Below are 12,891 nucleotides of genomic sequence, written 5' to 3' on the forward strand. Positions count from 1 at the left end.
AAATTCAGGGCGTTGCGTATCACGGGCAGGCAGGATGCTGGTTTGTAGCTGCAATTTCATCACCGACAAGGACATCGAGGACACGATCATCGAGCTCCTCGACGAGGACTGTTGGCAACTGATCGTGCCTGCGAAGGTTTACCACGCGATGCAAAAGCGCGGCCGTTGCTGCGGCTGCTTCCCCAATGTGGTCGACATCATTGTTCGCACAACCGAGCAATATCACGCCAGCCGCCCCTCGACGGATGACCGGATATTTGATTTCATGACCCGCCTCAAACAATTCCATGAAGAAAACAGGAGAGCGGATCTTGAAAGGCGACATAAAAGTCATCGAGCGGCTTAACGAAGCCCTTTTCCTCGAACTCGGTGCGGTCAACCAGTACTGGGTTCATTATCGCCTTCTCGAGGACTGGGGCTATACGCTTCTCGCCAAGAAGGAGCGGGCCGAATCGATCGAGGAAATGCACCATGCGGACAAGCTGATCGCCCGCATCATCTTCCTCGAGGGCCATCCGAACCTGCAGACGGTCGCGCCGCTGCGCATCGGCCAGAACGTCAAGGAAGTGCTGGAAGCCGATCTTGCCGGCGAGTATGACGCCCGCACGGCCTACAAGCAGTCCCGCGATATCTGTCATGCGGCTGGCGACTATGTTTCGATGAAGCTGTTCGAAGAACTGCTGGCCGACGAAGAAAGCCATATCGACTTCCTCGAAACCCAGATCGATCTCTTCAACAAGATCGGTGCCGAGAAATACGGCCAGCTCAACGCCGCGCCGGCCAACGAAGCCGAGTAAGGCTCCGTCTCGCAAAGCGACCCGCTTCGGCTTTCCGAAGCGGGTTTTTCAGTGCCTGAGGTTCGGCTTCGACAGCCGGTTTCTGGTCTTTGCCGCCCGTGGTAGTGCTACGCCTTGGCCATGTCCACATTGGGTAACCGCGCGGTGAACTCGTTGAATCCTCGTAGGCGAGAATGAATGCACGATCATTGCAGCTGACGTGCCGATCGAAAGCGCACCCCCTGCCCGCATCTTGACGGAATCAGCAACGCAAGGTCGAATGGCTCTTCACGCGCAAGGAGATTCCATGACGCAGGCCCTGCTTTTCGGCGCCTTTCTGGCGGCGCTGTCCTACGTGCTCATTCCCGGCCCGGCCTTTCTCGCCCTCCTCGGCATCGGCGCCGGTCAGGGCCGCAAGGCGGGCGCGCTCTTTATGGGCGGCCATCTGGCGGGCGATCTTCTGTGGTCGGCGCTGGCACTTGTCGCGATCGTCGGCGCCAGGACCATCGGCAGCACGATCTTCGACATTCTCGGCCTGCTCTGCGGCGTCTATCTCGCCTGGATCGGCTGGACGGCGCTGCGGGCAAAGCCGCGCGGCGAAAACCGGCCCTTGGTCAGCGTCGAGCGGCCTTACCGCCGCGGCCTCATCTTCGGCCTGACCAATCCCAAGGGTTACCCGGTGGCTTTGGCGACTTTCACGGCGCTGCTTGCAGGCTCCGCCAATGCGCTCGATTTTCATGCCCTGCCCGCGCTGCTCGCGGTATCGTTCCTCGGGTTTCTCGTTGCCGACGTCATCCTGATCGGCATCATCGGTGCATCCGTCGTGCGGCGCTTCTATCGCAAACATGAACTGGCGATCGTCCGCCTTTCGGGCCTGCTGTTCATCGGCTTTGCGGTCCAGGCCGTCTGGCATGCGGCACCCGGCCTTCTCGGGCTGAGGAAGCCGTGATCCGGAGCCTCCACACGCCCGCCTGACAATCTTGATATCTCCACAATCGCTGCCGACAAGATGCGCAGCACCCGCCTGCCTCGGCGGGAAAATTAGAATTTGAAAGGACTGCCCCATGACTTCGAGCCCCGCGCTGAACCCTGCCGTCACCGACTGGAATGGCCCGGATGGCCTGCCACGCTTCGAAGCGGTCAGCGACGGTGATTTTGCGCCGGCGTTCGACGCGGCGCTGGCCGAACATGAGGCGGAAATCGACGCCATTGCCGCCAACTCCGAGGCGCCGACATTCGCAAACACCATCATTGCGCTGGAGATCGCGGGCGACCGGTTGTCGCGCGTTTCGGCGCTGTTCTGGAACCGCGCCGGCGCCCACACCAACGATGCGATCCAGGCGCTGGAGCGTGATATTGCGCCGAAAATGTCACGGCATTATTCGAAGATCGGCATGAACGCAGCGCTTTTTGCCCGCATCGACGCGCTGTGGGAAGGGCGTGAGACGCTCGGGCTCGATCTGGAAGCGACGCGCGTTCTCGAGCGGCACTGGAAGGGTTTCGTCAAGTCCGGCGCGAAACTGCCGAAGGCGGAGCAGGAGCGGTTGGCAGCAATCAACGAGACGCTCGCGAGCCTCGGCGCGAAATTCGGCCAGAACGTGCTTGCCGACGAAAAAAGCTGGGCGCTTCTGCTCGACAATGAGGACCTCGCGCTAGTGCCGCAGTTTCTCAAGGACTCCATGGCGGCGGCCGCGCGCGACCGCGGCGCGGAGGGCAAATATGCCGTTACGCTATCGCGCTCGATCATCGAGCCGTTTCTGACCTTCTCGGAAAGGCGCGATCTGCGCGAACAGGCCTTCAAGGCCTGGGTCGCCCGAGGCGCCAATGGCGGCGAGACCGACAACCGCGCCATCATCCGCGAAACGCTGGCCTTGCGCGCGGAGAAGGCAACGCTGCTCGGCTACCAAAACTATGCCGCGCTGAAGCTCGACAACACGATGGCCAAGACGCCGGAAGCCGTGAACGGGCTGCTGACCCAGGTCTGGGAAAAGGCAGTGGTTCGGGCCCGGGAGGAAGAGGCCGATCTTGCCGAACTGATCGCCGCTGAAGGCCGCAACCATCCGGTCATGCCGTGGGACTGGCGCCATTATGCCGAAAAGCTGCGGGCGCAGAAATTCAATTTCTCCGAAAGCGAACTCAAGCCCTATCTCCAGCTCGAAAAGATCATCGACGCCTGCTTCGACGTCGCGCGGCGGCTGTTCGGCATCACGGCAACGGAGAAGAAGGGCGTCAAGGGATATCACCCGGATGTCCGCGTCTTCGATATCCGCGACACGGACGGCAAGCTCGTCGCGTTGTTCCTCGGCGACTATTTCGCCCGCGCCTCGAAGCGCTCCGGTGCCTGGATGAGTTCCTTCCAGTCGCAGCACCGGCTAACTTTGAAGAACGGTGCCAAGGGCGAACTGCCGATCATCTACAATGTCTGCAATTTCGCCAAGCCGGCCGACGGCAAGCCAGCGCTGCTGTCGCTCGACGATGCCCGCACGCTGTTTCACGAATTCGGTCATGCGCTGCACGGCATGCTATCCAACGTCACCTATCCCTCCGTGTCCGGCACCAGCGTTTCGCGCGACTTCGTCGAGCTTCCCTCGCAGCTCTATGAACATTGGCTGACGGTTCCGGCGATCCTCAAGACATATGCCGTGCACGAGGCAACCGGCGAGCCGATGCCGCAGGATTTGCTCGACAAGGTTCTCTCGGCACGCACCTTCAATGCCGGTTTCAACACCGTTGAATTCACATCGTCGGCGCTGGTGGACATGGCATTCCACACCCGCGCCGCCGTCGAGGACCCGATGGCGGTGCAGGCCGAGGTGCTGGAAAAGATCGGCATGCCGGCCTCGATCGTCCTGCGCCATGCGACGCCGCACTTCCAGCATGTCTTTTCCGGCGACGGCTACTCGGCCGGCTACTATTCCTACATGTGGTCGGAAGTGCTCGATGCCGACGCCTTCGCCGCCTTCGAGGAAACGGGTGATGCCTTCGATGCCGAGATGGCCGGGAAGCTGAAGGACAACATCTATTCCGTCGGTGGGGCGATCGACCCGGAAGATGCCTACAGGGCCTTCCGCGGCAAGCTGCCGAGTCCGGAGGCGATGTTGCGGAAGAAGGGGCTGGCTGCCTGAAAGGCAGGTGCAGACAACCCCGTCATAAAACGGAAATCGATCTGTCACGGCTCCTTCAGCGCGCTGACATGAATCCCTGCTTATTTCTGCGCCCGGGTAGAAAGTGCCCGGGCCTGGAACAGGAGAGATTCATGCCGAACACACTGAAATCCGTCACCCGCCGGACCCTGCTGCAGGGCGTCGGCGCAACCGGCCTCGTCGCCGCTTCCGGCCTTGCGATGCCTTCCTACGCCCGCGCAGCCAATGCGCCGCAATTCACCCACGGCGTTCAGTCCGGGGATGTCGACGCGTCTTCCGGCATGATCTGGACGCGCGTCGACCGTCCGTCCCGCATCCAGATGGAAATCTCGACGGTCGAGAGCTTCAAGGGCGCCGTCAGGCTGGCTCCGATGGACGCCCTGCCGGAAAGCGATTTCACCATGAAGCGGCTGATCGAAAACCTGCCGTCGGACCAGGACATGTTCTACCGCTTCGTCGCAGCCGACCTGCAGGACATCAATGTGGTCTCCGAGCCGATCGTCGGTCGTTTCCGCACCGGACCGTCCTCGCGTCGCAGCGTCCGCTTTGCCTGGTCCGGCGACACGGCGGGCCAAGGCTTCGGTATCGATGAGAAGGGCATGTATACCTACGGCACGATGGCCAGGCATCAACCCGACTTCTTCATCCATTCCGGCGACACGATCTATGCCGACGGCCCGCTCAAGGACAGTGTCGACCTTTCTGACGGCGCCAAGTGGATCAACAAGGTCGTTATCGACGAGAAGCGCAAGGTTGCAGAAACGCTCGCCGAATATCGCGGCCAGTGGAAATACAACATGATGGACGAACACGTCCGTGCTCTGTCGGCCGTCTGTCCGACCTTCTTCCAGTGGGACGACCACGAAGTCGTCAACAACTGGTCGTCCTCCAAGAACCTGATGAACGACGACCGCTATACGGAAAAGTCGGTCTTCCTGCTGTCGGCCCGCGCGGCCCGCGCCTTCCACGAGATGACGCCGATCCGCTACACGCCGGCCGAGCCGGGTCGCGTCTACCGCAAAATCGCCTATGGACCGATGCTCGATGTCTTCTTCATCGACCTGCGGTCCTATCGCGGCCCGAACGGCGAGAGCAAGGAAACCGTGATCGACGACAGGTCGCGGATCATCGGCGCGGAGCAAGTCGCGTGGCTCAAGCGCGAACTCGCCAACTCGCGCGCCACCTGGAAGGTGCTGGCCTGCGACATGCCGCTCGGTGTGATGGTCTGGGACAACTTCAAGGAGTTGAAGGGGGCGGAAGCCGTCGCCAACGGCGACAACGGCAAGGCCAGCGGCCGCGAACTCGAGATCGCCGATCTGCTGCGCTACATCAAGAATGCCGGGATCACCAACACGGTCTGGCTGACCGCCGACGTGCACTATACGGCCGCCCATTATTACAACCCGGACAAGGCGCAATTCCAGGATTTCGCACCGTTCTGGGAATTCGTCTCCGGCCCGCTGCATGCAGGCAGCTACGGCCCGAACGACATGGACATGACCTTCGGCCCGGAAGTCAAGTTCGTCAGCGCGCCGACCAAGGAGCAGGGACAGAACCTCCCGCCATCGGCCGGCCTGCAGTTCTTCGGCCTTGTCGACATCGACGGTGCAACCGAGCAGCTTACCGTACGGCTGATGAACCGCGACGACCAGGAGCTCTGGAAGATCACGCTCGATCCAGCCCGCGCGGCCTGACACCCAGAGGCGGTGAGGCTGGATTTTCCGGTCTCACCGTCCACCGGGTGCGAACGACTTCTTCGGGAGCGTGTAACAAAACTGTCGCCGAAGTTTCGGAAAACCGTCATTCGGCGTTCAAGAGACTGACATGACGGAACCGCTAGGCTGGCATCAGGAGATTCGCTCCTCGCCCCGACGTCCAGCTGAAGAGCTCCGCATGACACCGATCGAGACGACCCGTCGCCGTTTCCTTTCCTCCATGGGAGCGGTTGGCGGATTTGCCGTCGCCAGCCTTGCAATGCCCTATTACGCCCGAGGCACATCGAGCCGCCCGGTCTTCACCCACGGGGTCCAGTCGGGCGACGTCGACACCAAGTCCGGCATGATCTGGGCACGGGTCGACCGCCCGTCGCGCATCGCCGTCGAATATTCGACGACCGAGAGCTTTTCGGCGCCCTTGCGACTGCCGTCGATCGACGCCCTGCCGAACAGCGATTTCGCGGCAAAGTGCCTGCTCGACAACCTTTTGCCCGATCAGGATATCTTCTACCGCTTCACCGCAACCGACCTCTACGACGCCAACAGCGTTTCCGAGCCGATCGTCGGCCGTTTCCGCACCGCGCCGCTCGATCGCCGCTCCGTCCGCTTCGCCTGGTCCGGCGATACGGCCGGACAGGGCTGGGGCATCGACGATGTCGGCATGAAGACCTATTCGACCATGCGACTGCACGAGCCGGATTTCTTCATCCATTCCGGCGACACGGTCTATGCGGACAATCCGATCCCCGACGAAATCCCGTTGCGCGATGGAACGGTCTGGAAGAACCGCATCGTCACGGCAGAGAAGACCGACGTCGCCCGCTCGCTCGACGAATATCGCGGCCAGTGGAAATACAATCTGCTCGACGAGCACGTACGGGCGATGAACGCGGTGTGTCCGACGTTCTATCAATGGGACGACCACGAAGTGCTGAACAACTGGTCGGCCTCGACCGACCTTCGCGACGATGCCCGTTACAGGGAAAAGGACATCTCCGTCTATGCGGCGCGCGCCATGCGGGCCTTTCAGGAGATGACGCCGATCCGCACCCTTGCCGCGCAGCCGGGCCGCATCTTCCGCAAGATAGCCTATGGCCGGCTGCTCGACGTCTTCTTCGTCGACCTGCGCTCCTATCGCGGCGCCAACCAGGGCGATGCGAATGCGGATCTTTTCGGCTGGCGGCAGGCCGATTGGCTGAAACGGGAACTGGCCGCCTCCAGGGCCACGTGGAAGGTGATCGCCTGCGACATGCCGATCGGTCTCGTCGTCTGGGACGACCATGGCGAAAAGCGCGGCTCCGACGCGATCGCCAATGGCGACAATGGCAAGCCGAAGGGGCGTGAACGGGAATTCGCCGATATCCTCACCTTCATCCGCGACAATGCGATAGAGAACATCGTCTGGCTGACGGCCGACGTGCACTATACCGCAGCCCATCACTATGATCCGGCCCGCGGCGCCTTCAAGGATTTCCTGCCGTTCTGGGAGTTCGTCTCCGGCCCGCTGCATTCCGGCACCTACGGGCCGAAGGAGCTGGACATGACCTTTGGCCCGCAAGTGCGCTTTATCAAGGCGTCCGGGACCGGCATCGACCAGAACCTGCCGCCGTCGGCCGGCTTGCAATTCTTCGGCCTCGTCGACATCAACGGCCAGACGGAGCAGATGACCGTTCGCCTGATGGACCGGGAAGATCAGGAGTTGTGGCAAGTGACGCTCGATCCCGCCGGAGGCAGCGTGTAACCCGCATGGGAGATTTGCCGTCCGTCAAGACTTTGCCGCCGCCCCCTTTCGCGAATGCAAAAAAACCTGTATGAGCCGCCCAATTGAAGATGTGGGCAGTTCCCAGATACGCCCCGAAACCTCCGAGTATTCACAGATGAAGATGCGCAACATCGCGATTATCGCACACGTTGACCATGGCAAAACCACGCTTGTCGACGAACTCCTCAAGCAGTCGGGCTCCTTCCGCGACAACCAGCGCACGACCGAGCGCATGATGGACTCGAACGACCTCGAAAAAGAGCGCGGGATCACCATTCTGGCGAAGGCCACCTCCATCGAATGGAAGGGCGTCCGCATCAACATCGTCGACACCCCCGGCCACGCCGACTTCGGCGGTGAAGTCGAGCGTATCCTGTCGATGGTCGACGGCGCGATTGTTCTCGTAGACTCGTCGGAAGGCCCGATGCCGCAGACGAAGTTCGTCGTTTCCAAGGCGCTGAAGGTCGGCCTTCGCCCGATCGTCGCGATCAACAAGATCGACCGTCCCGACGGCCGCCACGAGGAAGTCATCAACGAAGTCTTCGACCTCTTCGCCAATCTCGATGCGACCGACGAACAGCTCGACTTCCCGATCCTCTACGGTTCGGGCCGCAACGGCTGGATGAACGTCAATCCGGAAGGCCCGAAGGAAGAGGGTCTCGCGCCGCTTCTCGACCTCGTTCTCAAGCACGTTCCGGAGCCGAGCGTCGGCGAAGAAGACGGCGCGTTCCGGATGATCGGCACAATCCTTGAAGCCAACCCCTTCCTCGGCCGCATCATCACCGGCCGCATCCATTCCGGTTCGATCAAGCCGAACCAAGCCGTGAAGGTTCTTGGCCAGGACGGCAAGCTGATCGAAAACGGCCGCATCTCCAAGATCCTCGCCTTCCGCGGCATCGAGCGTACGCCGATCGAAGAAGCCCATGCGGGCGACATCGTCGCGATCGCCGGCCTGTCCAAGGGCACGGTTGCCGACACTTTCTGCGATCCCTCGGTCACCGAGGCGCTGCATGCCCAGCCGATCGACCCGCCGACCGTTACCATGTCGTTCATCGTCAATGACTCGCCGCTCGCCGGCACCGAAGGCGACAAGGTTACCTCGCGTGTCATCCGCGACCGCCTGTTCAAGGAAGCCGAAGGCAACGTCGCGCTGAAGATTGAAGAAGCCGAAGGCAAGGATTCGTTCTACGTCTCCGGCCGCGGCGAATTGCAGCTTGCCGTTCTGATCGAAACCATGCGCCGCGAAGGCTTCGAGCTTGCCGTATCGCGCCCGCGCGTCGTCATGCACAAGGACGAAGCAACGGGCCAGATGCTGGAACCTATCGAAGAAGTGGTGATCGACGTCGATGAGGAACATTCCGGCATCGTCGTCCAGAAGATGTCCGAGCGCAAGGCAGAGATGTCGGAACTGCGCCCGTCCGGCGGCAATCGCGTTCGCCTGAAGTTCTTCGCGCCGACCCGCGGCCTGATCGGCTACCAGTCGGAACTTCTGACCGACACGCGCGGCACGGCGATCATGAACCGCCTGTTCCACGACTACCAGCCGTACAAGGGCGACATTGGCGGCCGTGTGCAGGGCGTCCTGCTCTCCAATGACGCCGGCGAGTCCGTTGCTTACGCCATGTTCAACCTGGAAGATCGCGGCCCGATGATCATCGACGCCGGCGAGAAGGTTTATGCCGGCATGATCATCGGCATCCACACCCGCGACAACGATCTGGAAGTGAACGTGCTGAAGGGCAAGAAGCTCACCAACATGCGCGCCTCAGGCAAGGACGAAGCCGTCAAGCTGACGCCGCCGATCCGCATGACCCTCGACCGCGCCCTCTCCTGGATCCAGGATGACGAACTGGTCGAAGTGACGCCGAAGAACATCCGCCTGCGCAAGATCTATCTCGACTCGAACGACCGCAAGCGTTTCGAAAAGTCGCGCGGCGCCGCATAAGCGGACGCTTCACGCTGAATGGAAAAGGGCGCCGCGATCCCCCATCGCAGCGCCCTTTTCATTTTTTCGGATCAGGATTTCAGGACGCCGCTCTTCCTGGCACTCCAGGTGGCGATTACGTCCATCAACGCTGGATTAAGGCAGTCGTAGGGAGGCAGGCCGAGGTCGCTGAGGCGCTGGCGGATAGCGTTCATATCGGCCGGATCGGTGCCGGCTTCGATGATCGACGAGACGAAGGCCGCGAATCCGGGCGGTGCCCAGCCATCTGTGTCGAAGCGTTCGGGGTGAACAAAGTCCAGCCCCTTGAAAGCATGGTCGCGTTCCACCGGGCCGTACATGTGCACGCCGCAGCCCTTGCAGGCGTGGCGCTGGATCAGCGCCGATTTGTCGACCACCTCGAGCTTGTCGCCGTTTTCAAGCACGGTGATCTTGTCATGCGGAACGACGGCAACGATCGAGAAGGTCGCACCTGCCGGTTTCCAGCATTTCGTGCAGCCGCAGGCGTGGTTATGCGCGACGTCGCCATCAACCCTGACCTTCACGGGCCTGTCGGTGCATTCGCAGACGAGAATGCCGCCGTTAAAGCCTGGCGAGCCCTGCGGCACGCCATTGTCGATCAGCGGATGTAGAGAAACGGTACCTGTCATGTTCTCCTCCCAGTGCCGGCCATGGTTTCGCCCCGCCGCGCCGGCAGATCGCGGCAGAACGCCTCGACACGCAGCATAGCACGATGCCACACGGAGTCGCCCCGTGTTCAAAAGGGTGCTGCGGTGCTCACCAGCCCGCCTTGATGAATTCGACCGGGCCGCCCTCGACATCATCGTCGAACACGGCACAGGTCAGCTTGCCCCCGAAGACGCAGCCACTGTCTATATTCGTTCGGTTGCCGATAGTCCGGGGATTGGCCCTTGACGGCGTATGCCCATGGCAGAGGTGCTTGCCCCAGTAGTAGGCCGAGGATTCCGGCCGCAGCCAGAGCAGGTCCTGCGGCGATTGCTGGTCGAGCGCGACATCGGGATTGACGCCCGCATGGACGAAGAGGCGGTGTGCGTCCAGATGCATGAGCGGCAGCCGGTCGGCCCATACGAGATCCTCCATTGGCACCCTGCCGCCGTAGGACAGCTCGGTCTCCAGCCCGCCATTGTCGAGCCACCAATCCCGATCATAGCGGCCCGCATAGGCGCCCACCATCATGTCCTCATGATTGCCCTTGAGCATGACCCATTGCCAATCCGGCCGCGCCGGGCCCGCCTTGAGCAAGGCGATCACGCCCCGGCTGTCGGGACCGCGGTCAATATAGTCCCCGACGAACACGGTCGTTCCGGAAGCCCAGCGAGCCTCGATCCTGGCGAGCAGCTTGCGCAGAGGCTCGAGGCAACCATGGATGTCACCGATTGCGAAAGTATAGCTCATTGGACATTCCGCCGCTGCGGCAAGCCGCATCGCCGCATGTCGCCCAAAAGTGCGCAGCGGCGCGATGCGCCTCAGGGGCAGAATACAACGATCCGTGACAGACGGGTATGCTATCGCCCACAAAGCGCGGCACATATGAAAAAAGCCCCGTCATCACTGACAGGGCTTTTGGAATGCAGGCACCGAGGGAAGCGGGTTTTACGCTGCTTCTTCCTGCGCATCTTCTTCTTCGAGGAGCTTGCCGCGCTTGGGACCCTTGCTGAGGTTGGCTTCGACAAGGCGGACGGCTTCCGTTTCCGACATCTTGTTCACGGCTGCGATCTCGCGCGCCATGCGGTCAAGCGCAGCTTCGTAGAGCTGACGTTCGGAATAGGACTGCTCCGGCTGGTTCTCAGCCCGGTAGAGATCGCGTACGACCTCGGCGATCGAGATCAGGTCGCCGGAATTGATCTTGGCATCATATTCCTGCGCACGGCGGGACCACATGGTCCGCTTGACGCGCGCCCTGCCCTGGACAACCTTCAATGCACGCTCGACGAAATCGGTTTCGGACAGCTTGCGCATGCCGATGCTGACGGCCTTGGCAACCGGCACCTTGAGACGCATCTTGTCCTTTTCGAAATCGATCACAAACAGTTCGAGCGACATGCCCGCAACCACCTGCTCTTCGATTGCGACGATCTGTCCAACGCCATGAGCCGGATAAACGATCGATTCACCGGTCTTGAATCCATGGCGTGCTGAAGATTTTTTCTGCTGGGTCGTCATTCGTTTCAAAAACTCCCTGTTACGCTCCCGGCTGCAAGCCGGGGCCGGGTCAGTCAGGCCCGGGATGGACGGGGGCACCGTCGGGTGACTCCATGCTGATCCGAGCCAACGGTCATCAAATCGATCCTCTGCGTGGCGATCACACACAAGCAACAGACGTTGCGTATTTGGGGTCAGCCGCGCCGGAGGACTCTTTTGCTTTCGTGATGGTTTTCAGGCACACGCGTGCCGTGATGTGGATCAGTTTTTCGACCCTATCATAAAAAACTGTCGAAATCAATAATTTGCTTCACAACGACGGATCAGACCAACCTGTCCGGCAGGGACACGGTTAAGCCACAATTGCCAAATTTTCGCCACTTTTCGCGACCGGAAAAACGCGCTGTGAACCGTCGCGGAAAGCGCCTGAAAGATCAGTCGCCCTTGCCGGGCTCCGGCGAAAAATATTTCTCGTACTTGCCTTCCACGCCATCCATTTCCTTGGCTTCCGGCATCTCGTCTTTCTTGACGGTGATGTTTGGCCATTGCGTGGCGAAATCAGCATTTACTTTCAGCCACATATCGAGGCCCGGCTCGGTATCGGGCTTGATGGCCCCGGCCGGACATTCCGGTTCGCAGACGCCGCAGTCGATGCATTCGTCGGGATGAATGACCAGGAAATTCTCGCCTTCATAGAAGCAGTCCACCGGGCACACTTCCACGCAATCGGTATATTTGCAGCGTATGCAATTGTCGGTCACGACATACGTCATGAGGTACTCCAGCGATTTCTCACATTCGATGGCAGACAGCAATCGAGAGCGAAGCCCGCTTGTCCGCATCCATCCAGGATATCAGCCCGCCAACGCCTATCACGGCGCAACAGAACTGCGCATTTGTCCCGTCAGGTAAAGGCTTTGCCTGGGCTTTGCAAGGATAATCCATACGCCAAAGCACCGCGTGGAGGGACAGTTTTCTAATCCTCTTGCCAGCCCGGCCGCAGCCGGTCCACATCGCGGCGCTCCTTCTTGGTCGGCCGGCCGCTGCCGCGCTCGCGTGTCGCCTGCTCGAACGCGTTCAGCTTTTCGCCCGGCACGGGGGGCGGGGTCAGATCCTCGTAGAGAAGCCGCGCTTCCTCGTAGGGACCGCGCCGATTGCCGGGCTGCAGGACACGCACCGTCATATCCCGCCGATCGAGCGAAAGAACGACGACATCGCCGGCTTTCAGTGCAAAGGAAGGCTGGGTGACACGGGCGTCGTTGACCCGGACGTGCCCGGCCTCGATCGCCTTCTGGGCGATCGAGCGGGATTTTTGCAGGCGCGTGAAAAACAGCCATTTGTCGAGACGCTGGCGGAGAACCGACAGGGACTGGGGCTGCTTTTCGCTCAT

At 61.2% G+C, this 12,891-nt stretch carries 12 protein-coding genes; 7 read left to right on the forward strand and 5 right to left on the reverse strand.

What is annotated here, in order from left to right; genetic code table 11:
- Positions 1 to 34 precede the first annotated feature (34 nt).
- The 7 genes from A3AY_RS38240 to typA all read left to right on the forward strand — a co-directional run bounded on the left by A3AY_RS38240 (position 35) and on the right by typA (position 9,341).
- On the forward strand, positions 35 to 346 hold the full coding sequence (locus A3AY_RS38240) for a (2Fe-2S)-binding protein (RefSeq protein WP_083926040.1): 312 nt from the start codon (positions 35 to 37) through the stop codon (positions 344 to 346).
- Positions 312 to 797, forward strand: coding sequence for a bacterioferritin (bfr, locus tag A3AY_RS0124960; protein ID WP_026203801.1), 486 nt, complete (start codon positions 312 to 314; stop codon positions 795 to 797). Before A3AY_RS38240 ends, bfr begins: the two co-directional genes overlap by 35 nt.
- A gap of 286 nt (positions 798 to 1,083) precedes the next feature.
- Positions 1,084 to 1,725, forward strand: coding sequence for a LysE family translocator (locus A3AY_RS0124965; protein WP_018328406.1), 642 nt, complete (start codon positions 1,084 to 1,086; stop codon positions 1,723 to 1,725).
- A 115-nt stretch (positions 1,726 to 1,840) separates the two neighbouring features.
- Positions 1,841 to 3,901, forward strand: a complete 2,061-nt coding sequence (locus tag A3AY_RS0124970; RefSeq protein ID WP_018328407.1) for a M3 family metallopeptidase — start codon at positions 1,841 to 1,843, stop codon at positions 3,899 to 3,901.
- Between the two features lie 131 nt (positions 3,902 to 4,032).
- Positions 4,033 to 5,613 carry an alkaline phosphatase D family protein gene (locus tag A3AY_RS0124975; RefSeq protein WP_018328408.1) on the forward strand — a complete coding sequence of 527 codons (1,581 nt, stop codon included), beginning with the start codon at positions 4,033 to 4,035 and terminating at the stop codon, positions 5,611 to 5,613.
- Between the two features lie 199 nt (positions 5,614 to 5,812).
- On the forward strand, positions 5,813 to 7,375 hold the full coding sequence (locus tag A3AY_RS0124980) for an alkaline phosphatase D family protein (protein WP_018328409.1): 1,563 nt from the start codon (positions 5,813 to 5,815) through the stop codon (positions 7,373 to 7,375).
- 136 nt (positions 7,376 to 7,511) lie between these two features.
- The gene (gene typA, locus A3AY_RS0124985; protein WP_018328410.1) at positions 7,512 to 9,341 is read left to right on the forward strand and encodes a translational GTPase TypA; all 1,830 of its coding nucleotides are present in this window, start codon (positions 7,512 to 7,514) and stop codon (positions 9,339 to 9,341) included.
- A 71-nt stretch (positions 9,342 to 9,412) separates the two neighbouring features.
- Here the strand turns inward: typA and gfa are convergent, their stop codons facing one another.
- The 5 genes from gfa to A3AY_RS0125010 all read right to left on the reverse strand — a co-directional run bounded on the left by gfa (position 9,413) and on the right by A3AY_RS0125010 (position 12,891).
- Positions 9,413 to 9,988, reverse strand: a complete 576-nt coding sequence (gene gfa / locus A3AY_RS0124990; protein ID WP_018328411.1) for an S-(hydroxymethyl)glutathione synthase — start codon at positions 9,986 to 9,988, stop codon at positions 9,413 to 9,415.
- 127 nt (positions 9,989 to 10,115) lie between these two features.
- On the reverse strand, positions 10,116 to 10,754 hold the full coding sequence (locus A3AY_RS0124995) for a metallophosphoesterase family protein (RefSeq protein ID WP_018328412.1): 639 nt from the start codon (positions 10,752 to 10,754) through the stop codon (positions 10,116 to 10,118).
- Positions 10,755 to 10,952: 198 nt separating this feature from the next.
- A complete protein-coding gene (locus tag A3AY_RS0125000; protein ID WP_018328413.1) occupies positions 10,953 to 11,522 on the reverse strand; it encodes a CarD family transcriptional regulator in 570 nt (189 codons plus the stop codon).
- Positions 11,523 to 11,935: 413 nt separating this feature from the next.
- Positions 11,936 to 12,274, reverse strand: a complete 339-nt coding sequence (fdxA, locus tag A3AY_RS0125005; protein ID WP_018328414.1) for a ferredoxin FdxA — start codon at positions 12,272 to 12,274, stop codon at positions 11,936 to 11,938.
- A 203-nt stretch (positions 12,275 to 12,477) separates the two neighbouring features.
- A complete protein-coding gene (locus A3AY_RS0125010; RefSeq protein WP_018328415.1) occupies positions 12,478 to 12,891 on the reverse strand; it encodes an RNA-binding S4 domain-containing protein in 414 nt (137 codons plus the stop codon).

The sequence above is a fragment of the Rhizobium giardinii bv. giardinii H152 genome (assembly GCF_000379605.1).
GTDB lineage: Bacteria > Pseudomonadota > Alphaproteobacteria > Rhizobiales > Rhizobiaceae > Pararhizobium > Pararhizobium giardinii.

What these genes read in the sequence shown, in the direction of transcription:
- gfa (WP_018328411.1), bottom strand. Translation starts at nt 9,988, where the DNA reads ATGACAGGTACCGTTTCTCTACATCCGCTGATCGACAATGGCGTGCCG.
- A3AY_RS0125000 (WP_018328413.1), bottom strand. Translation starts at nt 11,522, where the DNA reads ATGACGACCCAGCAGAAAAAATCTTCAGCACGCCATGGATTCAAGACC.
- A3AY_RS0125010 (WP_018328415.1), bottom strand. Translation starts at nt 12,891, where the DNA reads ATGAGCGAAAAGCAGCCCCAGTCCCTGTCGGTTCTCCGCCAGCGTCTC.
- A3AY_RS0124970 (WP_018328407.1), top strand. Translation starts at nt 1,841, where the DNA reads ATGACTTCGAGCCCCGCGCTGAACCCTGCCGTCACCGACTGGAATGGC.
- typA (WP_018328410.1), top strand. Translation starts at nt 7,512, where the DNA reads ATGAAGATGCGCAACATCGCGATTATCGCACACGTTGACCATGGCAAA.
- A3AY_RS0124975 (WP_018328408.1), top strand. Translation starts at nt 4,033, where the DNA reads ATGCCGAACACACTGAAATCCGTCACCCGCCGGACCCTGCTGCAGGGC.
- A3AY_RS0124965 (WP_018328406.1), top strand. Translation starts at nt 1,084, where the DNA reads ATGACGCAGGCCCTGCTTTTCGGCGCCTTTCTGGCGGCGCTGTCCTAC.
- A3AY_RS0124980 (WP_018328409.1), top strand. Translation starts at nt 5,813, where the DNA reads ATGACACCGATCGAGACGACCCGTCGCCGTTTCCTTTCCTCCATGGGA.
- fdxA (WP_018328414.1), bottom strand. Translation starts at nt 12,274, where the DNA reads ATGACGTATGTCGTGACCGACAATTGCATACGCTGCAAATATACCGAT.
- A3AY_RS38240 (WP_083926040.1), top strand. Translation starts at nt 35, where the DNA reads ATGCTGGTTTGTAGCTGCAATTTCATCACCGACAAGGACATCGAGGAC.
- A3AY_RS0124995 (WP_018328412.1), bottom strand. Translation starts at nt 10,754, where the DNA reads ATGAGCTATACTTTCGCAATCGGTGACATCCATGGTTGCCTCGAGCCT.